This window comes from Crossiella sp. SN42 (genome assembly GCF_023897065.1).
Classification (GTDB): domain Bacteria; phylum Actinomycetota; class Actinomycetes; order Mycobacteriales; family Pseudonocardiaceae; genus Crossiella.
In genome coordinates, this window is sequence record NZ_JAMHIV010000023.1 from 112,816 (window position 1) to 135,012 (window position 22,197).

General features: G+C 70.3%; 24 protein-coding genes and 1 pseudogene. 10 read left to right on the forward strand and 15 right to left on the reverse strand.

Annotation, left to right across the window (positions count from 1 at the left end; translation table 11 throughout):
• Positions 1–14: 14 nt before the first annotated feature.
• Both M8C13_RS26845 and M8C13_RS26850 read right to left on the reverse strand, forming a co-directional pair.
• Positions 15–761, reverse strand: a complete 747-nt coding sequence (locus tag M8C13_RS26845) for a 3-oxoacyl-ACP reductase FabG (RefSeq protein ID WP_256509755.1) — start codon at positions 759–761, stop codon at positions 15–17.
• A 23-nt stretch (positions 762–784) separates the two neighbouring features.
• Positions 785–2,320: a long-chain fatty acid--CoA ligase gene (locus M8C13_RS26850; protein WP_252483475.1), complete on the reverse strand. Its 1,536-nt coding sequence runs from the start codon at positions 2,318–2,320 to the stop codon at positions 785–787.
• A 139-nt stretch (positions 2,321–2,459) separates the two neighbouring features.
• Here M8C13_RS26850 and M8C13_RS26855 point away from each other — a divergent pair, with 139 nt between their 5' ends.
• Positions 2,460–3,137 (forward strand): TetR/AcrR family transcriptional regulator, encoded by a 678-nt coding sequence (locus M8C13_RS26855; RefSeq protein WP_252483476.1) that lies wholly within the window; start codon positions 2,460–2,462, stop codon positions 3,135–3,137.
• On the opposite strand, the gene M8C13_RS26860 is transcribed toward M8C13_RS26855, so the two are convergent.
• The 4 genes from M8C13_RS26860 to M8C13_RS26875 form a co-directional block, all read right to left on the reverse strand.
• Complete coding sequence (locus tag M8C13_RS26860) at positions 3,033–4,184, reverse strand: MFS transporter (RefSeq protein ID WP_252483477.1); 1,152 nt, start codon at positions 4,182–4,184, stop codon at positions 3,033–3,035. The genes M8C13_RS26855 and M8C13_RS26860 overlap by 105 nt on opposite strands.
• A gap of 61 nt (positions 4,185–4,245) precedes the next feature.
• A complete protein-coding gene (locus tag M8C13_RS26865; RefSeq protein ID WP_252483478.1) occupies positions 4,246–4,704 on the reverse strand; it encodes an SRPBCC family protein in 459 nt (152 codons plus the stop codon).
• A 64-nt stretch (positions 4,705–4,768) separates the two neighbouring features.
• Entirely contained in the window at positions 4,769–5,158 is a 390-nt protein-coding gene (locus M8C13_RS26870; RefSeq protein WP_252483479.1) for a nuclear transport factor 2 family protein, read from the reverse strand.
• Positions 5,159–5,187: 29 nt separating this feature from the next.
• Positions 5,188–6,153 carry a ScbA/BarX family gamma-butyrolactone biosynthesis protein gene (locus tag M8C13_RS26875; RefSeq protein ID WP_308202868.1) on the reverse strand — a complete coding sequence of 322 codons (966 nt, stop codon included), beginning with the start codon at positions 6,151–6,153 and terminating at the stop codon, positions 5,188–5,190.
• Here M8C13_RS26875 and M8C13_RS26880 point away from each other — a divergent pair.
• From M8C13_RS26880 to M8C13_RS26890, 3 genes and pseudogenes are all read left to right on the forward strand, one after another.
• Positions 6,104–6,877, forward strand: a complete 774-nt coding sequence (locus M8C13_RS26880; protein WP_252483481.1) for a ScbR family autoregulator-binding transcription factor — start codon at positions 6,104–6,106, stop codon at positions 6,875–6,877. The genes M8C13_RS26875 and M8C13_RS26880 overlap by 50 nt on opposite strands.
• 44 nt (positions 6,878–6,921) lie before the next feature.
• Positions 6,922–7,413 (forward strand): sigma-70 family RNA polymerase sigma factor, encoded by a 492-nt coding sequence (locus M8C13_RS26885; protein ID WP_252483482.1) that lies wholly within the window; start codon positions 6,922–6,924, stop codon positions 7,411–7,413.
• Between the two features lie 88 nt (positions 7,414–7,501).
• A pseudogene (locus M8C13_RS26890) lies at positions 7,502–8,137 on the forward strand (MBL fold metallo-hydrolase); the annotation flags it as partial.
• 165 nt (positions 8,138–8,302) lie between these two features.
• On the opposite strand, the gene M8C13_RS26895 reads toward M8C13_RS26890, so the two are convergent.
• The 3 genes from M8C13_RS26895 to M8C13_RS26905 all read right to left on the reverse strand — a co-directional run bounded on the left by M8C13_RS26895 (position 8,303) and on the right by M8C13_RS26905 (position 10,451).
• Positions 8,303–8,644 carry an Lsr2 family protein gene (locus M8C13_RS26895; RefSeq protein WP_252483542.1) on the reverse strand — a complete coding sequence of 114 codons (342 nt, stop codon included), beginning with the start codon at positions 8,642–8,644 and terminating at the stop codon, positions 8,303–8,305.
• A 130-nt stretch (positions 8,645–8,774) separates the two neighbouring features.
• The gene (locus M8C13_RS26900) at positions 8,775–9,452 is read right to left on the reverse strand and encodes a CPBP family intramembrane glutamic endopeptidase (RefSeq protein WP_252483483.1); all 678 of its coding nucleotides are present in this window, start codon (positions 9,450–9,452) and stop codon (positions 8,775–8,777) included.
• A 36-nt stretch (positions 9,453–9,488) separates the two neighbouring features.
• Positions 9,489–10,451 (reverse strand): LysR family transcriptional regulator, encoded by a 963-nt coding sequence (locus M8C13_RS26905; RefSeq protein WP_252483484.1) that lies wholly within the window; start codon positions 10,449–10,451, stop codon positions 9,489–9,491.
• 149 nt (positions 10,452–10,600) lie between these two features.
• Between M8C13_RS26905 and M8C13_RS26910 the strand changes: the two genes are divergently transcribed.
• On the forward strand, positions 10,601–12,337 hold the full coding sequence (locus tag M8C13_RS26910) for a S8 family serine peptidase (RefSeq protein ID WP_252483485.1): 1,737 nt from the start codon (positions 10,601–10,603) through the stop codon (positions 12,335–12,337).
• Between the two features lie 13 nt (positions 12,338–12,350).
• Here M8C13_RS26910 and M8C13_RS26915 read toward each other — a convergent pair whose 3' ends face one another.
• Positions 12,351–15,056: an NACHT domain-containing NTPase gene (locus M8C13_RS26915; protein WP_252483486.1), complete on the reverse strand. Its 2,706-nt coding sequence runs from the start codon at positions 15,054–15,056 to the stop codon at positions 12,351–12,353.
• Positions 15,057–15,148: 92 nt separating this feature from the next.
• Between M8C13_RS26915 and M8C13_RS26920 the strand changes: the two genes are divergently transcribed.
• Positions 15,149–15,604 carry a hypothetical protein gene (locus M8C13_RS26920; RefSeq protein ID WP_252483487.1) on the forward strand — a complete coding sequence of 152 codons (456 nt, stop codon included), beginning with the start codon at positions 15,149–15,151 and terminating at the stop codon, positions 15,602–15,604.
• Between the two features lie 155 nt (positions 15,605–15,759).
• On the opposite strand, the gene M8C13_RS26925 is transcribed toward M8C13_RS26920, so the two are convergent.
• From M8C13_RS26925 to M8C13_RS26935, 3 genes are all read right to left on the reverse strand, one after another.
• Positions 15,760–16,746: an RNA polymerase sigma factor gene (locus M8C13_RS26925; protein ID WP_252483488.1), complete on the reverse strand. Its 987-nt coding sequence runs from the start codon at positions 16,744–16,746 to the stop codon at positions 15,760–15,762.
• 158 nt (positions 16,747–16,904) lie between these two features.
• Positions 16,905–17,507, reverse strand: coding sequence for a class F sortase (locus M8C13_RS26930; RefSeq protein ID WP_252483489.1), 603 nt, complete (start codon positions 17,505–17,507; stop codon positions 16,905–16,907).
• Between the two features lie 2 nt (positions 17,508–17,509).
• Positions 17,510–17,974 carry a hypothetical protein gene (locus M8C13_RS26935; protein ID WP_252483490.1) on the reverse strand — a complete coding sequence of 155 codons (465 nt, stop codon included), beginning with the start codon at positions 17,972–17,974 and terminating at the stop codon, positions 17,510–17,512.
• Between M8C13_RS26935 and M8C13_RS26940 the strand changes: the two genes are divergently transcribed.
• The 3 genes from M8C13_RS26940 (at position 17,964) to M8C13_RS26950 (ending at position 19,565) form a co-directional block, all read left to right on the forward strand.
• On the forward strand, positions 17,964–18,188 hold the full coding sequence (locus M8C13_RS26940; protein ID WP_252483491.1) for a hypothetical protein: 225 nt from the start codon (positions 17,964–17,966) through the stop codon (positions 18,186–18,188). The two genes, M8C13_RS26935 and M8C13_RS26940, sit on opposite strands and share 11 nt — an antisense overlap.
• Before the next feature lie 339 nt (positions 18,189–18,527).
• On the forward strand, positions 18,528–18,914 hold the full coding sequence (locus tag M8C13_RS26945) for a hypothetical protein (protein ID WP_252483492.1): 387 nt from the start codon (positions 18,528–18,530) through the stop codon (positions 18,912–18,914).
• 54 nt (positions 18,915–18,968) lie between these two features.
• Positions 18,969–19,565 (forward strand): phosphatase PAP2 family protein, encoded by a 597-nt coding sequence (locus M8C13_RS26950; RefSeq protein ID WP_252483493.1) that lies wholly within the window; start codon positions 18,969–18,971, stop codon positions 19,563–19,565.
• Here M8C13_RS26950 and M8C13_RS26955 read toward each other — a convergent pair.
• Both M8C13_RS26955 and M8C13_RS26960 read right to left on the reverse strand, forming a co-directional pair.
• A complete protein-coding gene (locus tag M8C13_RS26955; RefSeq protein WP_252483494.1) occupies positions 19,532–20,191 on the reverse strand; it encodes a response regulator transcription factor in 660 nt (219 codons plus the stop codon). The two genes, M8C13_RS26950 and M8C13_RS26955, sit on opposite strands and share 34 nt — an antisense overlap.
• Positions 20,188–21,723, reverse strand: a complete 1,536-nt coding sequence (locus M8C13_RS26960; RefSeq protein WP_252483495.1) for a sensor histidine kinase — start codon at positions 21,721–21,723, stop codon at positions 20,188–20,190. Before M8C13_RS26960 ends, M8C13_RS26955 begins: the two co-directional genes overlap by 4 nt.
• Positions 21,724–21,847: 124 nt before the next feature.
• Between M8C13_RS26960 and M8C13_RS26965 the strand changes: the two genes are divergently transcribed.
• Positions 21,848–22,195, forward strand: coding sequence for a hypothetical protein (locus M8C13_RS26965; RefSeq protein WP_252483496.1), 348 nt, complete (start codon positions 21,848–21,850; stop codon positions 22,193–22,195).
• The last annotated feature ends 2 nt before the right edge of the window (positions 22,196–22,197 follow it).

The following is a 22,197-nucleotide window of genomic DNA, read 5'->3' on the forward strand; positions in this document are numbered from 1 at the left end:
CGCTGCTTGCCTTTCTAGCGGCCACCGTCGACGTAGAGGATCTGACCGTTGATGAACGAGGAGTCCTCGCTGACCAGGAAGGCCACCGTGTTCGCGATGTCCTCCGGCTTGCCGGTGCGGCGCACCGAGATCTGCTCGGCGGCGGCCTTCTTGAACTGCTCGAAGTCCATCCCGATCCGGGCCGCGGTGGCCGCGGTCATGTCGGTCTCGATGAAGCCGGGGGCGATGGCGTTGACGTTGACGCCGAACGGGCCCAGCTCGATGGCCAGGGTCTTGGTGAAGCCCTGCAGGCCCGCCTTGGCCGCGGCGTAGTTGGCCTGGCCCCGGTTGCCCAGCGCGGAGGTGCTGGACAGGTTGACGATCTTGCCGAACTGCTGCTGCACCATGTGCTTCTGCGCGATCTGGCTGCACAGGAAGGCGCCGCGCAGGTGCACCGACATGACCGTGTCCCAGTCCTCGTCGGTCATCTTGAACAGCAGGTTGTCCCTGGTCACCCCGGCGTTGTTGACCAGGATGTGCAGCCCGCCCAGCTCGGCGACCACCCGGTCGAAGGCCGAGGTGACCTGCTCGCGGCTGGTCACGTCGCAGCCGATGCCCACCGCCCTGCCACCGGCGTCGGTGATCGCCTTGACGGTCTCGGCGGTGGCCGCCTCATCCAGGTCGATCACCGCGACCGCGGCGCCGCGCTCGGCCAGCGTGCGGGCGGTGGCCGCGCCGATCCCGCGTGCCGAGCCGGTCACCACCGCGACGCGTCCGTCCAGAGTTCCCACGAGTTTCCCTTTCCTCACTTGACCTTGCCGGTGGCCACCCACTGGCGGAGCTCGCGCTTGAGCACCTTGTGGCTGGGGCCAACGGGCAGTTCCTCGACCACGACGACCCGTCGCGGATACTTGTGGTGGCCAAGGCGCTCCCTGGTCCAGGCGATCACCTCGTCCTGGGTGACCTGCTGTCCCGGCTTGGGCACCACCACGGCGCAGACCTCCTCACCGCTGCGCTCGTCCGGCAGGCCGATCACCGAGACCTCGGCGATGGCGGGGTGCCGGATGAGCATCTCCTCGACCTCGCGCGGGTAGACGTTGAACCCGCTGCGGATGATCAGGTCCTTCTTGCGGTCCACCACCGAGAGGTAGCCCTCGGCGTCCTTGACCCCGATGTCGCCGGTGCGGAACCAGCCGTCCACCACGGCCGCCTCGGTGGCCGCCGGGTCTTCGAGGTAGCCGGCGAAGACGTTGTGCCCCCTGATGACGATCTCGCCGCTCTGCCCGGCCGGCAGGAACTCGTTCCGCTCGTCGATCGCCGGGTCCACCACCTCCACCTCGACGCCCCAGATCGGGTGGCCGACGGTGCCCGGCCGCGCGCCGAAGACCGGCTGGTTGACGGTGGCCGTCGGCGAGGTCTCGGACAGGCCGTAGCCCTCCAGGATCTCGGTGCCGAAGCGTTCCTGGAAGGCCTCCAGCACGGCCACCGGCAGCGGCGCCCCGCCGGAGGTGCACCCGCGCAGCTGGGGCACCTCGGCCTGGCCCTCGCTGACCTCCAGCAGCCGCAGGTACATGGTGGGCACGCCAAGGAAGATCGACACCTGGTGCCTGCGCATCAGCTCCAGCGCCTCGGCGGCGTCGAAGCGGGGTTGCAGCAGCAGGGTGGCGCCGACCCGGAAGCCGGAGTTCATCGCGCTGGACTGACCGAAGATGTGGAACAGCGGCAGGCAGCCCAGGATCACGTCTCCCGCGGCCAGCTTGTCCACGTCGAAGGCGGCCACGGTGGCGTTCATGACCAGGTTGAGGTGGGTGAGCACGGCGCCCTTGGGGCGGCCGGTGGTGCCGGAGGTGTAGAAGACCACCGCCGGGTCCTCCGCGGCACGGGTGCGGAAGGTGGGCAGCGGGTCGGTGGCCGCGGCCAGCTCGGTCAGCGAGGGGTGCTCGGGAGTGGCCGGGCCGAGCGTGCGCAGCTCGACCCCGGCGGCCTTGGCGGCGGGCGCGCCGAGGTCCAGCTGGGAGACGTGGCAGAGCACCAGCTTGGCCTTGGCGTGCGAGATCAGGTAGGTGGCCTCAGCCGGCACCAGCAGCAGCGGGATCGGCACCACCACCGCGCCGGCGGCCAGCACGCCGAAGTAGGACTCGACGAAGCCGATCACGTTGGGGGCCACGATCGCGACCCGGTCGCCCTCCCGGACGCCCAGCTCGCGCAGGGCCGCGGCGTGCCGCCTGGCCCGCTCCCAGAGCTCCGGGTAGGTGAGCTGCTGGTCGCCCTGGATGAGGGCGACCCGTTCGCGGTGCAGCCGCGCCGACTCCGCGAGGACCATCGCCAGCGAGAGAGTCATCCGGCCTCCGTGACTTCATCGTCGTGGGTGCAGACCCGGAAAACTAACCGTGTTAGTTTTCATCGAGGCTAGGACGGCGGTGCGCGCACGGCAAGACCGCGGCGCGAAGTCGAGCGAGACTCATCCACGAGGAGCAACGGTGCCCAGACCCCCAGCCCCGCTGCTGTCGGTCGACCGGATCCGGACGGCCGCGCTGGAGATCATCGACCAGCACGGGCTGGAGGCGCTGACCATGCGCAGGCTGGCCCACCACATCGGCGTGCAGGCCGCCTCGCTGTACAACCACGTGCGCACCAAGGAACAGCTGCTGCACGACGTGGCCAACGAGCTGGCCACCGAGGTGGACACCTCCGCCTTCGGCCGCTGCGACTGGCGGCAGGCGCTGACCATCTACCTGCGTTCCTACCGGTCCGTGCTGGCCCGCCACCCCAACATCGTGCCGCTGCTCTCGGCCGGGCCCGGCCGCCGCGAGTCCGGCCTGAAGCTGGCCGACGCGGTGCACGGCGGCCTGGTCTCCGCGGGCTGGCCGCCCAAGTACGCCACCATGATCGGCGCGGCCACCAAGTACCTGGTCTTCGGCGCGGCCATGGGCTCGTTCTCCCAGGGCTTCATCGACGACGAGCAGCTCTACGCCGAGCGCTACCCGAACCTGGCCCAGGCGCACCTGCTGCGCGGCCGGGCCGAGATCGACACCGAGGCCTTCGAGCTGGCCCTACGCGTGATGCTGGACGGGCTGACGAACCTGTGGGAAAGCCTGGAGCACCCCGACGGCCAGCAGCGCGACCAGCCCGCCGGTGACCATGGTGACCGAGACTGAGCTCGCGTCCACCAGCACGCCACCGAGCAGCGCGCCGGTGGACAGGGTGGCCTGGAAGGCCGAGGTGAACAGCACGGTGGCCGCCTCCGGCGCCTCGGGCGCGGACTGGGCCAGCCAGGTCTGCGCGCAGGCGGGCACCGCGCCGTAGGCCAGTCCCCAGAGCACCAGCAGCGGCAGCTCCCAGCCGCCGAGCACCGGCAGCAGCACCGTGGCCAGCGCGATCATTCCGGCCGCCACGGCGAACACCCGGCGCACCGCGGTGGCTGCCCACGCCCCGGCGAGGAAGTTGCCGAGCACCCCGGCCAGGCCGTAGGCCAGCAGGTACGGCGTGGGGCTGGCCTGGGTGGCCTGGTGCAGGAACGGGGTCACGTAGGTGTAGGTGCCGAAGTGCGCGAGCACCACCAGGAAGGTCACCGCCAGCCCGAGCCGGGCACTCGGCAGGCGCAGCAGCCCGGCCAGCACCCGCGGACTGGTCGCCCGTTCGGCGGGCAGCGACGGCAGGAACACCAGCAGCGCCAGCCACACCGCCGCGGTGAGCACCCCCAGCACCACGAACGCGGACCGCCACCCGGCCAGCTCGCCGAGGAAGGTCCCGGCAGGCACGCCGAGCACCGAGCCCAGCGGCACCGCCGCGAAGATCACCGCGGTGGCCGCGCCCACCCGGTGCGCGGGCACCAGCCGAGGCGCCAGCCCGGCCCCGATGGACCAGAACCCGCCGATGACCACGCCCAGCAGCACCCGGGAGAGCAGCATCAGCCAGTAGCCGGGGGCCGCCGCGGCGAGGAAGTTCGCCACCGCCAGCAGCAGCGCCAGCGCGGCCAGCATCCGCCGCCGGTCCAGCCGCGCGGTGGCCACCGTGACCAGCGGCGCGGCCAGCGCGGCCAGGAAACCGGGCATGGTCATCATCAGGCCCGCGGTGCCGGGCGAGATGCCGAAGGTCGTGCCGATGGGGGTGAGCAGGCCGATGGGCAGGATCTCGGTGGTGACGATGGCGAAGATGCCCAGCATGACGGAGACGACCGCCGGCCAGCGGGAGTGAACGGACATGCGGCCAGCCCAGCAGCCAGGGGCGGTCCCGGTCTCGCGAGAACGCGACCAGGCAGTGGGCTCAGCCCTCAGCCAGTTCCTTGAGGCCGGCCAACGTCTGGTCGATGTTGCGCTTGTTGCGGGCCGCGCGGTCCTTGACGCCGACGATGCGGTTGAACAGCCACTTGATCACCGGGTTGCGCAGGTCGACGAAGGACTCGGTGACCCGGCAGCCGGTGCCGGTGGGTTCGAGGGTCCAGGCCCAGTCGGCGACCCGGATCGGCCCGGCGGTGACGCGGTAGGCGAACGCGCGGCCGGGGTCGGCCTTGGTGACCCGGCAGGTGGTGGACCACTTGGCCTTGCCGACCTCGTTGTGGCCGCGGAAGCGGGCGCCGACCGCGGGACCGGTGGCCGGGGGCAACCAGTCGGCGGCGCGGCACTCCGTGGTGAACCGGTGCTGGTTCGGCACGTCGGAGACCAGGGCGTAGACCGCGGCCGGGGTGGCCGCGATGTCGGTGGTGCCGGCGATCTGCTTGGTCATGTGGTGCCTCCGCTGGACGGGGGTGGCCGGGACCGCGCGCGCGGCGGACCCGGCCAGTGCGCCGTCAGTAAATCGGATAAGCCCTGCCGAGTGCCATGGCGATGGCCAGGGTGTCCTCGACGACCCGGTACTCATGAATCAGCCCGGCCCGCACGGAAAGACTCACCGCGAAATCCTGGGCGAACACGCGACCGGTTCCGGTGGCCCGGTATCGGCCGCCGCCGAAGACCACCGCATCATCACCGTCGACCAGGACCTTTCGCACGGTCACCGCGTGGAACTCCAACCGGTGGAACAGTGCCAGGAAGAACGCCTCGATTTCCCGGCGGCCATGGGACCGCACCGGCCAGGGATCTCCCGGAATTTCCGAGGAATGGCACTGCGCGTCCACGTGGAACAACTGTGCGATGCCCGCGGCATCCTGCGCACCGAATCGGGTGAGCAGTCGTTGCACCATTTCCAGCGTGGAGGACGTCCGATTCGTCATGACACCGGCCCGGCGCCGGGCGCCAGCCGCCAGGCCGCGGTCGCCGCCCGCTGGCCGTCCTGCTCCACCGCGACCCAGCACATGCCGTTCGCGGTGCGCAGCACGCTCACCTCGGCCGGCCGGTCCAGCTCGACGAACCGGCCGGTGCGGGCCTGGCAGGAGACCAGGTATCCGGGACCCACGACGGCCCGGACCGCCTGGCGCATGGCCGCGAAGACCACCATGCCCGGCACGTGGTCGACCGCGTGGTCGAACAACGCCGGATGGCTGGCATCCACCAGCAGGCCCCAGCGGTTCGCCTTGTTCACGCTGGTCAACAACACGTCCCTGACATCGCGCCTGCCCACCAGTTCCGGCGGCACCGGCGCCGGCCGCTCACCGGCCGCCTGGCTGGGCACCCTTGGCGGGCGCAGCCTGGCGTACACCGCGGGCGGCAGCGCGCCCAGCGTGCCGCCGCCCTGACCGAACCGGCGGCCCTCCCGGTACAGCTCGGCCTCCACCGCGAGCGTGGAGGCGTGCCCCGGCCGAACCCTCGGATCCCTGGTGCGCACCACCAGCTGGATGTCGACCGGCCGGTCGCCGGCCCGCAGCGCCGCAGGATCGACGGCGTAACTCATTCCGCGCATGACGAACTTGTGGTCCAGCGGTATGTCCCAACCCGTATGGGCAATCAACAGCCCGGTTTGGCGAATGGTCTCCAGTATCAGCAGCGGGTCGGCCCGGCCCTGTTCTGGCTGGTAGAAGGCGTGCGCCCGGGGTAGCTGGGCACAGATCCGGAAGTCGCCGGTGCGGCGGCGCACCCATCTGGTCAGCAGCACCTCGGCCACGGACTCGCGATGCACCAGCCTGCGCGGTACGGTCGTGTCGAATCCCTCCTCTCCACTCATTTCGAGTGCAACGAATAGTGAGTCTTTGCTCTTCGGCACCTGGTCGTTGCCCAACCGCAACATGTCGGCCAACATACCGGTACAGATTAGTTTCGACGGCAAGAACACCTGGATGGCGGAGCAGTCGATGTTCAAGCGTGAACAATCGAGCAACACGAAGCAAAGCCTGCTGCTGGCGGCAGCGAACACTTTCGACCGGAAGGGCTTTCTCGGTACCAATCTCACCGACGTTTGCGCAAGTGCGGGCGTCACAAAAGGGGCTCTGTACTGCCATTTTCCCTCGAAGGAAGCACTCGCGGTCGCTTTGATCGAGACCCAGTTACGTCTCTGGCACGAAGTCCACCACCATTTGGCCCAGCAGCCATTGAGCCCGATGCAGTCGCTCATCGATCTCTCACACGAGTTCGGCAACCGGTTGCGCACCGATGTGCGGGCCAGGGTGGGCGTCCGGCTGCTCTTCGAGGCCGACCTGTTCGACCGCGAGGCGGGCGGTCAGTTCCACGGCTGGGTCACCATGGTCCGCGATCTGTTGATCTTGGCGGGCGCGGCTGGGCAGCTACGGCCCGAGGTGCATCCGAGGGAGGCCGCGGAGTCCCTGGTGGCCGCCTTCACCGGCACCCAGCTGCTGTCCAGGGCGACCAGTGGACATGACGACCTGACGGCCAAGTTCACCGCGCTGTGGCGGCTGTGGCTGCCCGCCCTGGTGGTGCCCTCGGCCTTGGTCACGCTGCGCATCGGCCCACCGGTGAGCGAGCCGGAAGTCTTCGTGCCGGTCCAACAAACCGCCGGTATCACCTGATCTGATCCGGCCACGGCGGCGGCGGGCGCGGCAGGGTGAGGACCATGCGCGACAAGAGGTCCCGCCCGGCAAGCACCGCCGTCGACTGGCAGGAGTGCCTGCGCCTGCGGCCCGCGCTGCTGCGGCTGGCCAGACAACGCTGCCCAGCCGGCGCCGAACCCGAGGACCTGGTGCACGAGGCACTCACCCAGGCCGCCGAGCTCGGCCGGGTGCCACCGGACCGGCTGGCCGCGTTCCTGGCCCTGGTGGTCGGCAGGCTGTGCGCGGAGGAACACCGGCGGCAGCACGAGGACGCGGCCCTGTTCGACCACCCCCGGCTCCGGCCGAGCACCCCGGAGGATCCGACCGAACGGGTCAACGACCGGTTGGAGGGACGCTGGTTCCGGCAGCGGCTGCGGGACTTCTCCACCCGCGACCGCAACCTGCTGCTGCTCTTCGCCGACGGCCTGCCGCACACCGAGATCGCCAGGGAGCTGCGCACCACGGTGGGCGCGACGCAGTCGGCGCTGCATCGCATCCGGGAGAGGTTGCGTTAGGTCACAAGTCAGTGGTGGGAGCAACGGGTGGGTGAACTCGGCTGCTAGATGTACGGACATGCGGGTTCACCACCTCAACTGCGCGAGCATGGCTCCGCTCGGCGGGCGGCTGATCAACGGCGACGCCCCGCCGCACCGGGCGGCCCGGCTGGTCGCGCACTGCCTGCTGATCGAGACCGAGCAGGGCCTGGTGCTGGTGGACACCGGGCTCGGGCTCGACGACCTGCGCTCGCCGGGCAGGCTGGGCGCGCTGTTCCGGCTTTCCTGCCGGCCGAAGCTGGCCGAGAGTGAGACCGCGGTCCGGCAGATCGCCCGACTGGGTTATTCACCGGCGGACGTCCGGCACATCGTGCTGACCCACCTGGACCTGGACCACGCGGGCGGGATCGCGGATTTCCCGCAGGCCAAGGTGCACGTGCATGCCGAGGAATACGCCGCGGCAATGGCCAGGCGAACCTTGGGGGAACGTTCGCGCTATGTGCCGGCGCAATGGGCGCACGGCCCGGACTGGGCCACATACGACCGGACCGGAGGCGAGGGCTGGTTCGGCTTCGAGGCGGTGCGGCAACTCGACGGACTTCCGCCGGAGATCCTGCTGATTCCACTGGCTGGACACAGCCACGGCCATAGTGGAGTCGCGGTGGCGGCCGACGGCGACCGCTGGCTGTTGCATGCCGGGGACGCCTACTTCTTCCACGGCGAGGTCAATGGGCGGCCGTCTCGCGGCACCCCGGGGCTGGACCTATTCCAATCCGTGGTGGCGGTCAACCGGACAAAACGTCTGGACAACCTGCGCAGGCTGCACGCGCTGGCGGCGGCGCAACCCCAGCGGATTCAGGTCTTTTCCGCGCACGATCCGCTGGAGTTCGAACGCTGTGGTTCCGCGAACTCAGGAAGCGTGGGCTTCCTGGAACTTCACGACCAGCTCCTGCGGAATGCGGCCGCGCTCGGAGACCTGGTGGCCCTGGGTGCGGGCCCACTGCCGAATCTCCTGGTTGCGGTCGCGCTCGCCGGCGGCCTTGGCACCGCCGCCGCGGGTGGCCCGCTGCTTGCGGCCACCGGTGCGCCGGGCCGCGGCGACATACGCCGCAACGGCGTCGCGAAGAGCCGCCGCATTGTCCGCGGACAGGTCGATGACATAGTCGACGCCGTCGAGCCCGAAGGAGACGCTCTCCTCAGCCTTCGACCCGTCGAGGTCGTCCACCAGCTCGACCGTGACTTTCTCCGCCATTTGCACTCCCCGTTTGGATAGGTGGCTCGTGGCAGTAAATATCCGAACGGGCGTGAAGTCAAATTTCCAGGTGGGTCAGCAACCAGGATGTGACCGGATCGCGTGATGGGGCAACGGAATCATAAACCCTTCACCGAGCGGCCGCGCCGTGGTAGAAGAAATCTCCGAAGCCGATGGTGAAGACCAGCAGGCCATAGAGCCCGTGCTCCACCCAGGCGGCGAACAGCGAGCGGGTGCGCCGGTATCGGTTGCTGAAGATCCAGCCGCCGATGACGGTGAGTACCACGCTGAGCACGTTGCCGAAGATGATGTGCACGAAACCGAAGGCAGCGGCACTCGCCGCGACCATTCCCAGGCCGTTGCCGAACACCGGCGCGTACCGGTGGAACAGGAACGCCCGGAAGATGAGTTCCTGCGGGTAGACCGACAGCAGCGGGTACAACACCATGATGAACAGCCACACCGTCGGGTTGTTCCTGGGCAGCTCGAACAGGCGTTCCGGGCTGAACAGCCACAGCGAGACCAGGCCGAGCGCGGCGGTGGCCCCCCACAGCAGCAGCATCCTCGGCAGCACCGGCCACAGCGCGGAGGCCCGCCAGAAGTTCGACCGGTCGAAGTCCGGCTGCCGGCGCAGGTAGACCACCGCGGTGATGCCGAGCACCACCAGCAGCGGAATGGGCCCGCCGGGAATGCGGAAGACGGTGTAGACCGAGACCGCCCCGAAGAACAACAGGAGGAACTCGGCGGCCAGGTAGTTGCGGCGACTCCGGCCGACACCGGGAGCGACCGCGTCGGCGGTGGTCGTCATGCCTGCCGACTTTACCGAGGGAAACTGAGGATCTCTTCAGCTTCTGGGCGGCCAGTGCCCGCCGCGCAGCCGCCCTTCCCGAATCGCCCGCGCCCAGTAGTCTCCGGCCCGCGCGGCCAGCTCGGCGTAATGCGCGCAGGCCGCGCCGAGCGCGCTGTCCACCACGTCAGCAGGCAGCCTGCCCAGCCAGGCCGCCCACACCGGGCGGTGGATCGGCGGGTCGACCGGCAGCACCACCACGTTGTCATCCGGCCAGGCCGCGGCCAGCGGGGCGGCCAGGCTGACCGCCTGGCCCGAGGAGACCAGGTTGCGCACCGTGTTCGAGGAGTCGGCCACGTGCAACACGTGCGGGCGAATTCCGGCCGAGGTGAACACCGCGGCGCACACCTGGGCCAGCACGGTGTCCGGCGGCGGCGCCACCCAGCGGTCGGCGGCCAGCTCGGCCAGGTGCACGGACTCGGCGGAAGCGCACCGGTGGGCGGCCGAAAGGGCCACGTAAATCGGTTCATGCAACAGAATTTCGGCTTGGGCACCCGGCGGTAACGAGGGTTGCGTCCCCGGCGGGCCGTAGCCGAGGACAAGATCGACTTCCCCGCGTTCCAGCGCCTGCACGGCCAGGTCGGGGGTGGTGGTCAGGGTGGCCACCTGGACCTCGGGCAGGGCCTGGGTGAGCCGGGCGGTCAGCTCGGAGACGCCGATCGGGTAGGTGGCCAGCCGGAGCTGCACCTGACCATGGCCAGCGGCGGTGACATCGGCCCTGAGCTGCTCGGCAAGCTCCTCGGCGCGCCTGGCGTGGGTGTAGAGGGCGTGCCCGGCCGGGGTGAGCGAGACCGCGCGGGTGCTGCGCCGCAGCAGGCTCACGCCAAGGCTGCGTTCCAGCCGCTGCACCTGGCGGGACAGACCGGACTGCGGAACACCCAGACGTGCCGCGGCGCGGGTGAAGTTCAGCTCCTCCGCGAGCACCCGGAACGCCTTAAGATGCCGGAACTCGATATCCATGCTCATCCTGCATCAATCTTGGTCACCCGTTGGTATTTCCGCTTGTCCGTCGGCCACTGCTGCAATGCGCGCGGCGCATAACCGCAGTTCGTTCCGTGAGCGTGCCGCTTGGACACGGACGTGTCCAGCCGGGTCACGTCGAGGAGGCAATGAACGTGAAGGTCAAGAAAATCCTGACAGCCGGGCTGGCTGTGCCGGTCGTGGCAGGTTCCCTGCTGCTGGCCGGTGGCCCGGCGGGTGCCGCGGGCACGGCATCCCAGCAGGCTCAGTCCGACTACACCGTGCTGGTCGCCGACGGCGCCAGCCGGGAGGCCGCGATCCGCGCGGTGCAGGCTGCCGGCGGCACCGTGACCAAGGAGAACGCCGCGATCGGCGCCCTGGTCGTGCGGGCCCCGCAGCAGGGCTTCATCACCCAGGTCGCCGGGTCCACGGACTTGGGCGGCGCGACCAGGGCGCGGCCGGTTGGCCAGGCGCCCAAGCAGAAGCTGGAGAAGGCCAAGCGGGACGCGGTCGAGAAGGAGTCCGCTGGCAAGCAGGGTCCGGCCGAGGCCAAGGTCCAGCAGTCCGGCATGGACCCGCTGGACGACAAGCTGTGGGGCCTGAAGATGCTCCGCTCCGACCTGGCCCGCTCGAAGCAGCCGGGTGACAAGCGGGTCACCGTCGGCATCCTGGACACCGGCGTGGACGGCAACCACCCGGACATCGCGCCGAACTTCTCCAAGGAGCTGTCCCGCAACTTCACCACGGACCTCCCCTACGACGAGAACGGCGCCGAGGTCGACGGCGAGTGCGAGTTCCGCGGCTGTGTGGACCCCAACGACCATGACGACAGCGGCCACGGCACGCACGTCGCGGGCACCATCGGCGCGGCGGTCAACGGCTTCGGCGTCTCCGGCGTCGCGCCCGGCGTCACGCTGGTGAACATCCGCGGCGGCCAGGACAGCGGCTACTTCTTCCTGCAGCCGGTCATCGACGCGCTGACCTACGGCGCGGACGCGGGCCTGGACGTGATCAACATGTCCTTCTACGTCGACCCGTGGGCGTTCAACTGCGTGGCCAACCCGGCCGACACCCCTGAGCAGCAGCAGGAGCAGCGCGCCACCATCAAGGCGATCAACCGCGCGCTGAACTACGCGCACAACAAGGGCGTCACCCTGGTCGGCGCGCTGGGCAACAACCACGAGGACCTCGGCAAGCCGCGGACCGACAAGTCCAGCCCGAACTTCCCGGCGGGCAACACCCACGAGCGTCCGATCGACAACGCGTCCTGCTTCGACCTGCCGGTCGAGGGCGCGCACACCATCGGCGTGTCCAGCCTCGGCCCGTCGGGCAAGAAGTCGGACTTCTCCAACTACGGCCTGGAGCAGATCTCGGTGGCCGCCCCCGGCGGTTACACCCGCGACTACTTCGGCACCCCGTGGTTCAACGCCAACGAGAACCGCATCCTGTCCTCGTACCCGAAGAACGTGCTGCAGGCCGAGAAGCTGGTCGACGCCGAGGGCAACATCACCCCGGACGGTGTCAAGGCGGGCGTGACCAAGTACGTGCAGGGCGACAAGGTGGGTTACTACCACTACCTGCAGGGCACCTCGATGGCCTCCCCGCACGCGGCCGGTGTGGCGGCGCTGATCGTCAGCCAGTACGGCAAGAAGGACCGGAAGAACCCGGGCCTGACCATGTCCCCGGACAAGGTGGAGAAGGTGCTCTACGGCACCGCGCAGAAGCGCGCCTGCCCGACCCCGCGCACGGTGGACTACCTGAAGGAGGGCCGGAGCGCGGAGTTCACGGCCACCTGTGAGGGTGACACCAAGTTCAACGGGTTCTACGGGCACGGCATCGTGGACGCGTGGAACGCGGTGACCCGCGGCGCGGAGTTCGCCCGGTAGTCAGTGGTTTTGCTCAGTCGCCCCGCGGGCTTTCCAGGACCGCGGGGCGACTGCTTTCTCGGGGGCGCCAGATGACCTGTAGTTCATGGCGTTGCCGCAGCGGGCGGAGGATGGCCAGATCGGTGCAGACGATGTGCAGCCGCCGCAGGGCTTTCAGCTCCAGCAGCGAGGCGACATCGAGGTCCACCAGGAGGTCGCGTGGCACGATTTCGAGATTCTCAAGCCGGGGCGCGGACTTGAGCACGGACAGGTCGCTGGCATCCTGAATGCCGTGCAGCCCCAGCTTTTTCAGCTTGGGTAGCGGCGGGAGCCCGCCCAGATCCGAGGCGCTGAAGACGTTGAGCTCACGCACTCCAGGCGGCACATCACGCAGGTCAAAACCACCGTCGACATTCAGGTGCCGGAGCCCGCGCAGGTGGCGCACTGGCGGATTGACTCCACTGATCACTAGCTCACCCGCGTATTCGGTGAGCACACTGCGGGCGTACTCGTCCCGGTCGAACCGGTCCCACATCAGTAGAAGTTCTTCCTGGACCTCCTCCCGCTTGTCCGCAGCGAACCTGGCCAGGAGCGGGATCGCCTCGGCCAGCCCGGTCTCCGCCATCGCCCTGATAGTGGTCACCACTTCCCGTTCCGTACGCGGATTGGCGCTCGCGAGCAGATCGAGGGCGAAGGCGCCGGCGGAGGCGAACACCCGCGCCTGGGTTCGGGACTTGGGCGGCACCAGATCGGCGGCCTGGCGCTGGATTTGTGCGCGGAGCGCGGCATTCAGGTCCGGTGCGGTTTCCAGGCAGGCCAGGGCGAGTAGCTGGAGGTTGCGTTTGCCCTGGGCTTTGGTCAGGCCGGAGAGCAGCGCCTCGCGTTGGCGGCTGGAGGCGTGGCCGACGGCCAGCACGAAGACCTCCTGCCAGCTGGCCGCGTTCTTCAGCAACAGGTCCACGTCGTCGAAGTCCTGCATCGCCGAACGCGCGGCCAGGTATTCCTGGAAGGTCCGGTGCACGAAATCGACCCGGCCTTCCACCGGTTCCCGCAACAACCCCGAGCGGATCAGCAGATGCCGGTAGACCTCTTCCGGTTCGGCCTGGACCTGCGCCATTGACCGCAACCGGCGGCCCAACTGCTCGATGGCGCGTTCGGTTTCGATGTCGCTGCGCTCGTTGCGGATCAGCCAGTAGGCCAAATCGCCTAACAGCAACGTTTTCTCGGTGCGGTTCAGACCAGCCGGCGCGGGAATGCGGCGTTCGGCGTCTCGGCGTTCCAGCAGCATGTGCAGGGCGACCTCGTACAGCTCCATCCGGTTGTCCGGCAGCGCGGCGCGGCGGTCCTTGTGCAACGCGCACAACAGGGCGCACAGCAGGGGATAGCCCGCCAGGCGGCGGAGGTGGTTGCGGGTGTCCAGCTGGGTGCGCAGGTTCTGGTGGTAGGACTCGAGCTGCGCCTTGGCCTCCTCGTCGGCGCACAGCGACTGCATGGCGGTGTGCCAGCGCTGGATGAAGGTGCGCACGTCCGGTGGCGTCATGGGTTGCAGGTCGAGGCTGAGGAAGCCGTCGGTGGCCAGCCAGTCCGGCTGGGCGGCGCCGGGGCGGGAGGTGATCACCCAGCGGGCCTTGGGGAAGCTCAGGGTGAGGTAGCGCAGCCAGTCGCGGGCCTCCTCGCGGCGGGCCGGGGCCAGCTCGTCCACGCCGTCGATGAGGACCACCGCGTGGCCGCCGCGCAGGTGCTGCTGCACCCAGCCCTTGGGCATCTCGTCGGCGATGTGGCGGCCGACCTCGTCCAGGAACTGCTCGGGGCGGGGCAGGTCGCGGTCGGCGTAGCGGCGCAGCGGGACGAAGAACGGGATGGTGTCGTTCCAGGCGGCCAGCGCGGGCGGGAAGTCGCGGCGGGCGCTGCGCACCGCGATCCAGTGCAGCAGGGTGGTCTTGCCGAGGCCGGCCTCGCCGCGGATGAACAGCTTGCTGCTCCTGGCCAGCAGGTCCTCGATGCGTTCCGGGCGGCCGTGCCCAGTGTCCGCGGTGAGGCTGATGTAGGCCACGCTGAGCGGGTAGCGCCTGCTCGCGTCGTCCAGGGTGACGCCGAAGAGCTCGATGTGGTCCAGCTTGCGGGCGGCCTGCTGGCGGTAGTCGTAGTCAAAACCGGCGCTGCGGTCCCGTTGCGGCAGCCGGGCCAGCACCTCGCGGATGCCGTTGATGATCTCGGTGTCCCTGCGCAGCAGCTCGGTCAGGGCGGCGGTGCTGAAGGTGGGCAGGCCGCGGGCGATCTCGATGACGTAGCCGCAGGACTCGCGCAGCAGCAGGTCGTAGAGGGCTTCGGCGTCGGCGGAGAGCAGGGCGGCGTGGCCGGGGGCCTGGCGGCGCAGGGCGCGGTCCAGGTGGCGGGCGTCCAGGTCGGCGGCGAAGAGGTCCTTGTCCACCAGGGCGGCTTGCTCGAAGGTGTCCTGGACCGCGTGCACGGCGGCGGCGCGCTCGTGCTCGGGCAGGGCGGCGAACTCGGCCTCGATGACGGGTTCCAGCCGGTCCACCACGGCCTCGGCGAAGGTGTCCAGCATCCGGGCGAAGCGGCGTTTGTCGCGCTGGTTGCCGAACCTTTCGGACACCAGGTCCACCGCGCTGGCGCCCACCTCGGCGGCGACCTTGTCATCGGCCAGCCACAGCTTGGTGGCGGTGCGCACGGCGGCGGTGCCGAGCTTGAGCAGGGCGGCTTCGAGCAACACCTGGCTCATTCAACACCTGAGCAGGCACGCTAGTCATCCGACAAGGTCCATTGTGGACTTTCATCTGGCGTTCTGGCCAGTAGTTGGTTCTGGTTCAGGTTATGAACAACAACCTGCCGGTGTTGCGGACCCGGTTCCTCCGAGTTGTGATGGCGCTGCTGGTGGCCCTCGGGGCGCTGGCGGTTGCCCCGGTGGCGGCCGCCTCGGCCGCCGACTCCGGCTCGACGGTGGTCGAGCAGGGCAAGAAGAAGGTCAAGGTCAACGCGAAGGCGAACAAGAAGAAGGTCAAGAAGGGCGAGGAGGTCAAGATCGACGGCTCGCTGGAGGAGCTGGCGGGCGCCCGCTCCGCGGCGCTGCTCGGCTCGGTGATCCTCCAGTCGCAGACCAGCACCGGGCTGTGGGTGAACCTCGGTGACTGGAGCCGGTGCCGCCCCAACGGCACGTTCAGCCTGTCACTGCTGGTGCAGACCTCGCTGACGCTGCGGGTACAGGCCGACGGCCCGGACATCGACGTCAGCACCGCGGTGTCCTCGGCGATCTCGATCAGGGTCGGTTAGCAGGGGAAGGTCACGGTGGAGTCGGGATCGGGGCCCTGACACCGACCCCACCGTGACCTCGACACCGGATTCCCACTGGCCAGGGCAGCGCGTGAACCTCAACCAGAACTTCCTCCGGTGCTGGTGGACACCACCGCGTGTGCTGCGCGGCGCGGTCAATGCCTGCTGCGTCCACCACTCTGTTGTCGCACGGGACCGCCCGGACCCGCAAAAAGATCTTGTCGATTTTTTTCGGTCCGGCCGAATCTATGCCCTGACCAGCCAGAACTTTGGAAATTTTGTCCTGGGTCAGCTGGCTTGCGACCCCGGTCCTTGCCGTTGCCGTCCTTGCCCTTGCCGTGCGCGGGCGGGCCGGATTTGCCGTTGCCCTCGGCGCCGGACCGGCCGGGCGAGCCGGGCTGGCGGGTGCCCGAGGCTGGCGGGTCCACCTGGGTGTTGCCCTGTGCCGGCGGTGGCACCGGCTGCGGGGTCTCCTGCGGCACCTCGACCAGGGCCAGCGGTGGCGGTTCGGGGCTGAACTCCGGGCCCGGCAGCGGGGGCAGCACCGCCAGCGAGCCCAGGGCCAGCGGGACCGACACCGCGGCCAGCGCGACCTTGGCCCCGGCCAGGTTGCCCGCGCCCAGCCAGCGCCAGATCCCGGCCAGGCCGGCGCCCAGCGGCAGCACCGCGGCCGCGGCCAGGCGGCGCAGCAGCCTGCGCGCCCTGGTCAGGTGCGACTCGACCGAGCGGCTGCTCAGGCCCAGCTCGGTGGCGATTTGCGTGGGCGGCACGCCCGCGCCCGCCATGGCCACCACCTCGCGGGTGGTCTCGGGCAGCTCGTCCAGCGCGGCGGCCATCCAGCGGGCCTGGTCGCGGTCGGCCACCGCCTCGGACGGGTCGGCGCCGAACACCGCGCGCTGGGCGTCACTGCGGGCCAGCGCGGTCTGCTCCCGCCTGCGGCGGCGCAGCTGGTCGACGAACCGGCGCCGGGAGACCGTGGTCAGCCAGGCCTCCGGCCGGTCCACCGGCGCGGTGTGCGCGCTGGCCAGCAGGTCGGCCACCGCGTCCTGCACGCAGTCCTCGGCCTGTTCCTTGCTGGCACCTGCCGCGCGGACGCGCACCAGCGCCCGCTGGGCGGCAGCGGCAAGTCGCTCCTGGTCCATGCACAAGCCCCCAGGTCGGCGCGGATTCGGAGCACGATCGTGACACATGGCCGTGCGGACCAGCCAGCGTCGTTATACGGCCTTAGTCCTGAGTTCTTCCAGTACGCAGTTCGGGCCCGGTGCGGACTTCCGCACCGGGCCCGGGTCGCGCGATCGGCTCAGGCGGCCAGCTTGGCCGAGACGATCACGTTGTCCTGGTAGCTGTGCGCGGCCTTGTCGAAGGCGCCGCCACAGGTGATCAACCGCAGGATCGGGTCGGGGCTGTCGCCGTACACCGCCTCGGTCGGGAACTCGTTCTTGGGCTTCTGCTCCCTGGCGGTGACCACGAACTTCACCTCCTTGCCGTCGCTGCGCTTGACGAACACCTCGTCGCCGACGGCCAGCTCGTGCAGCTTGAAGAAGATGCCGGGCTGCTTGTTGCCGTCCACGTGGCCGAGGATGATCGCCGGGCCCTTGTCCCCCGGCACCGGGCTCATCCGGTACCAGGCGGCCTGCATGGGCTTGTCCGCCTTGGGCACCTCGAGCGACCCGTCCGGGTTGATCGCGGTGCTGATCAGCGAGGACTGCGCACCGATCTTCGGGATGCGCACGTCCGTCGGCTTGAGCTTGGTCTCGGCCGAGGCCGCTGCGCTGGTCTGCGGCGCGGAAGTCTGCGGCGTGGCGGGCTCGCCGCCACCGCCGCACGCGCTCACCAGCAGTGCGGTGGCGAGCAGGACGGTGGCCGCGAAACCGCGGCCACCACTGCGCTTGGTCGTCGACATGCTCAGGCGGTGCCGCCGACGCCGGTCTCCACGCCGCCCCGCGGGGTGAAGCCGATCTGCGAGTTCTTCTTGCCCTTGCCCGGCTTGCCCAGCACCGGGGTCTTGCCACCGGACTGCTCGTCGCCGATCACCCGGAAGGTGAAGCTGAGGGTCTTGCCACCGCACTTGGCGGTGACCTGGTACTCGCCCAGCTCGACACCGTCCTTGAGGCGGGCCAGCGCGACGTAGACGCGCGGGTCGACCTCGCTCTGGATGGCCTCGTCGATGGTGAGCGCGACCGAGCTGATGTCGGTCGGCTTACCGGCGGCGCAACCGATGATGATCGCGGCCTGGGTCGGGTCGTTCGGGTTGGAGGCCAGACCGAAGATCTGGTCCTGCCACGGCTTGCCGCCCGGGTCCGGCTGCTCGCTGGTCGAGGTGGTCGGCCGGATCGAGGTGGTCGGGCGCGGGCTGGTGGTGCTGGTCACCGGGCTCGTGGTGGCCGACGGCGTGGTCGTCGGGACCGCGCTGGAGGTGGACGGCGTGGTGGTCGGCGCGGTGGTGCTGCTGACCGGGTTCGTCGTCGTGGTCGCGGTGGTGCTGGAGGTGGTCTGCGCCAGGGCCATCGGCGCGGCGATCACCGCGAGTGCGGCGGCGGTCGCGACGGCACGGGTCAGCAGACCCAAGGACTTCTGCACGTGATTCCCCAAAATGTGTTCGCGCTCGGGCGCGATCCCAGTCCCCCCGGTGAGTCCGGTTGGGATGCGCAGATCCTGCCCCAAAAGGCGGGCGCGAAGAGAGCCGGTAGGGCGTGAGAAACAGCACCGGAAAACGGCGTAACGGACGCGCCCGGACAACCGATACACGTTGTCGCAGACGTCGCCCGACGAGGATGGTGCGGCCGCGGCGTCCTCACTCACCGCGACCGGCGAAGATCAGCTTAGGCGCGGCTGCTGAGCGCGGGCTGAAGATGCGCGTAGAACCCCGGCGTGACGGGTAGCCGAGACCATGAGGTCCGGTGCGGCGCAACAAGATCGTACGGTGAGCGAGCGGGTGACCCGCCGGGCCAGACGAACCCGCGGCCGGATCAGCCGGGCTTGGGCCTTCGCCTACTTCCTGCTGGGGCTCCAGGTCTTCACCCTCGCGCTCGGCGAACACGGCGACAGCGCGTTGCAGTACCTGGCCCTGCTCGCCTTCAGCCTGTTCCTCTACGTGCTGCGGCACGAGCCCAACGTGGCGAAGGTGGCCGGAGTGGTGGTGTTCTTCACCGGGGCCCGGATGCTGGCGCTCGGCGAGGGGCACACGGCCTGGCTGATCGCGCTGGCCACGCTGGCCGGGCTCACCGTGGCGCTGGTGCCCAACTGGCCGGAACCGACCCCCTGGGTGCGCCCGGCGCGGGCCCGCCGACCTGACGAAAGTCAGGGGTAGCCGCTGCCGATCGAGCACTGTGGACGGTGGGGCGCCCTGCCTAGCTTTCGTTGAGTGTCCCTGATCCCTGATGTGAGCATCGATCTCTACCGCGCGGTCACCGGATTCGCCGCGAGCACGCCGGAATGGGTGCGCTCGCTGGTGGAGTTCGGCACCGACGCCGGACTGTTCGTCTTCGGCGCCTTCTTCCTGGCCCTGTTCTGGCGGGCCCGCGACCGCGCGCCGCTGACCCTGGCCACCGCACTGGCCGTGCCGCTGGCGGTGGTCGGCGGTTACGCGGTCTCCGAGGCGCTCAAGCTTGTCCTGCAAGAGGAACGGCCCTGCCGGGCGGTGGCCGGGGCGGCGGCCATCACGCACTGCCCCGAGGTCGGCGACTGGTCCTTCCCCAGCAACCACGCCACCCTCGCGGCCGGTTCGGCCTTCGCGCTGGCCTTCGTCTGGCGGCGCACCGCGTGGTGGTTGCTGCCGCTGGCCGTGCTGATGGCCGGTTCCCGGGTGTTCCTCGGCGTGCACTACCCGCACGACGTGCTGGCCGGGTTCCTGCTCGGCGCGCTGCTGGCGCCCGCGCTGGTCGCGCTGGTCGTGCGGGTGCTGGCGCCGGTGCTGGCGCGGTGGCTTCAGTCCAGGCCGCGGACCAGCCCGGCCTCGTAGGCCAGGATCGCCGCCTGCACCCGGTTGCGCACGCCGAGCCTGCTCAGGATGGTGCTGACGTAGGCCTTCACGGTGCCCTCGACCAGGTGCAGGCGGCGGGCGATCTCCGCGTTGGACAGGCCGCCGCCGACGAAGGCGAGCACCTCCCGCTCCCGCTCGGTGAGCCTGCCGGTCTGCTCCCGCGCGGCCGCGCCGCGGGCCATCAGGCCGCCGCTGAGCTCGGTGAGCACCCGGTGCGCGACCTTCGGCGAGAGGTAGGCGGCGCCCTCGGCCACCGCGCGCACCCCGGCGATCAGCTCCCGTGGATCGCCGGCCTTGAGCAGGAAGCCGCTGGCGCCGTCGCCGAGCGCGCGGGCGATGTAGGCGTCCTCGGAGAAGGTGGTGAGCATGACCACCGCGGTCCGCGGCGCCAGGCGGCGGATCTCCGCGGCCGCGGCCAGCCCGTCCAGCTTGGGCATCCGGATGTCCAGCAGCACCACGTCCGGCCGCAGCTCGCGGACCCGCTCGATGGCCTGGTGACCGTCCTCGGCCTCGCCGACCACCTCGATCCCGGTGTCCACGGCCAGGATCGCCCGGACGCCGGCCCGGATCACCGCCTCGTCGTCGGCCAGCACCACTCGGATCACCGCAGCCCCCGTGGAATCACGTGTTTGTAGATCAGCGCCTCGCCCGCGAAGCACAGCTGGTGCACGTCGACCTGGTTGAACACCCCGGTCGAGGAACGGTAGTACGCGCAGCGCACCCCGGCCTCCGGTTGCAGGCCGCGCTCCGACGGCGGGTCGGCCATCTCGTAGCGCGGCAGCACCTCCGCCAGCTCCGCCCTGGTCTGGCCGAGCCGCAACTGGTCGAACGGCTCCGGCTTGAGCACCGAGTTGACCGTGACGAAAAGGTAGACGCCGAGCACGCCGAGGCAGAGCACGATGCCCGAGCCGACCGGGATGAACACCGCGGCCAGCAGGCCCCGCCACACCCGCCGCTGCGCCCTGGCCAGCTGACTCGCCGACTCCGAGCGCTCGGCCGCTTCCGGTTGCGGCGCAACGGATCTGCTCTGGTGCGGCAGCCGGGCGGCGACCCGGAACCCGCCCTGGTGCGGACCGGCGGTCAGGCTGCCGCCGAGCAGCCGGACCCGTTCCCGCAGCCCGAGCAGGCCGCGCTGCCCGGAGGCCAGGCCGTTGCCGGGCTGCCGCGGCTGCTCGTTGGTCACGGTCACCGCGGTCTCGCCGTCGCCGTGCTCGATCCGCACCGTGACCAGCGCGCCCGGCGCGTGCTTGGTGGCGTTGGTCAGCGCCTCCTGCACCACCCGGTACAGCGCGCGGTCCACCATCGGCGGCAGCGTCGCCGCGCCGCTGACCACCAGGTCGATGGCCATGCCGGAGGCGCGGGCGCGCTCGATCAGCTCGGCGGCCTGCTCGCCGACCGGTTCCAGCGGCACCGGGTCGGTCTCATCGCGCAGCACGCCGATGATGTCCCGCAGCGACTCGGTGGCCGCGGTGGCGGTGGCGCGCAGCTCCCCCGCCGAGCCGCGGTGCCGTTCGCTGAGGTCGGGCGCGATCTCCAGGGCGCCTGCCCGCAGCGCGATCAGGCTCAGCTCGTGGCCGAGCGAATCGTGCATGTCCTGGGCGATCCGCGCCCGCTCCCGCAGCCTGGCCCGGTCGGCCAGGATCAGCTGCTGGCTCTCCAGCTGCTCGGCCCGCCGCCAGCCTGCGGAGACCAGGTCCTGGTAGAGCCGCCAGCAGCGCCCGGCCAGCACCGGGAAGATCACCGCGAGCAGCAGCACGAACACGCCGGTGACCAGCTCGCCGACCGGCTGGCTGGCCAGGGTCAGCCACAGCGCGCCGGCCACGACCGCGCCGGCCAGCCAGAGCAGCGCGGGCGGGCCGCGGTCCGGGCGGCGACCGGCCAGGAAGCTGAGCAGGGTGAGCAGGAAGACGAAGGTGAGCAGCCAGGCGGTGCCGAACATGGCCAGCGCCAGGCCGAGCGCGGGGCTGATCCGGCTGACGAACACCGCCAGCAGGGTGAGCAGCACCACTCCGGCCACGGTCGGCCAGAACCACGGACTCGCCTTGGGCACCTGGCTGCCGCCCACCGCGACCATGCCGAAGGTCAGCCACAGCGCCAGGTCGAGGGCGAGCGTGGTCGGGGTCCAGCGGGAGCGCACCTGCGCGAGGCTACGCAGCAGGGCAGGCCCCGGGTACTGCCGAAAGTCAACGGTGGCACTGGCACCACGAACACGCGCTGTGTCAGCATCAACACCGACCGAAGTCGCCTGGGCAGGGGGAACCATGCCGGAACCAGTCCTCGCCACCATCGCCGCCGCACTGGCCAGTCGCCGCCACACCGGCCTGTACGAGCTGGTCCAAGCCCGGTTCACCGAGGACCGGACGGCGACCAAGGCGCTGGTCGCGGCCGAGGGCGAGGCGGCGGACTCCCGGCAGGTGCGCAAGCTCACCGCGGTGCTGGCCAGCGCCGAGGCGGCCGACCCGGAGTTCGGTGAACGGCTGCGCGCGGAGTGGGCGAACGCCGCCCAGCACGCCGAGACCGACGGCGTGACCAACCACATCTCCGGCACCGTGACCGGCAACGTGGTGCAGGCCAGGGACATCCACGGCGGAGTGCGGTTCACCTCGTAAGA

Excerpts from the sequence above, each read along its gene's own strand:
- M8C13_RS26850 (WP_252483475.1), bottom strand. The coding sequence starts at position 2,320 with ATGACTCTCTCGCTGGCGATGGTCCTCGCGGAGTCGGCGCGGCTGCAC.
- M8C13_RS26860 (WP_252483477.1), bottom strand. The coding sequence starts at position 4,184 with ATGTCCGTTCACTCCCGCTGGCCGGCGGTCGTCTCCGTCATGCTGGGC.
- M8C13_RS26865 (WP_252483478.1), bottom strand. The coding sequence starts at position 4,704 with ATGACCAAGCAGATCGCCGGCACCACCGACATCGCGGCCACCCCGGCC.
- M8C13_RS26875 (WP_308202868.1), bottom strand. The coding sequence starts at position 6,153 with ATGTTGGCCGACATGTTGCGGTTGGGCAACGACCAGGTGCCGAAGAGC.
- M8C13_RS26885 (WP_252483482.1), top strand. The coding sequence starts at position 6,922 with ATGCGCGACAAGAGGTCCCGCCCGGCAAGCACCGCCGTCGACTGGCAG.
- M8C13_RS26895 (WP_252483542.1), bottom strand. The coding sequence starts at position 8,644 with ATGGCGGAGAAAGTCACGGTCGAGCTGGTGGACGACCTCGACGGGTCG.
- M8C13_RS26900 (WP_252483483.1), bottom strand. The coding sequence starts at position 9,452 with ATGACGACCACCGCCGACGCGGTCGCTCCCGGTGTCGGCCGGAGTCGC.
- M8C13_RS26905 (WP_252483484.1), bottom strand. The coding sequence starts at position 10,451 with ATGGATATCGAGTTCCGGCATCTTAAGGCGTTCCGGGTGCTCGCGGAG.
- M8C13_RS26910 (WP_252483485.1), top strand. The coding sequence starts at position 10,601 with ATGAACGTGAAGGTCAAGAAAATCCTGACAGCCGGGCTGGCTGTGCCG.
- M8C13_RS26915 (WP_252483486.1), bottom strand. The coding sequence starts at position 15,056 with ATGAGCCAGGTGTTGCTCGAAGCCGCCCTGCTCAAGCTCGGCACCGCC.
- M8C13_RS26920 (WP_252483487.1), top strand. The coding sequence starts at position 15,149 with ATGAACAACAACCTGCCGGTGTTGCGGACCCGGTTCCTCCGAGTTGTG.
- M8C13_RS26925 (WP_252483488.1), bottom strand. The coding sequence starts at position 16,746 with ATGGACCAGGAGCGACTTGCCGCTGCCGCCCAGCGGGCGCTGGTGCGC.
- M8C13_RS26930 (WP_252483489.1), bottom strand. The coding sequence starts at position 17,507 with ATGTCGACGACCAAGCGCAGTGGTGGCCGCGGTTTCGCGGCCACCGTC.
- M8C13_RS26965 (WP_252483496.1), top strand. The coding sequence starts at position 21,848 with ATGCCGGAACCAGTCCTCGCCACCATCGCCGCCGCACTGGCCAGTCGC.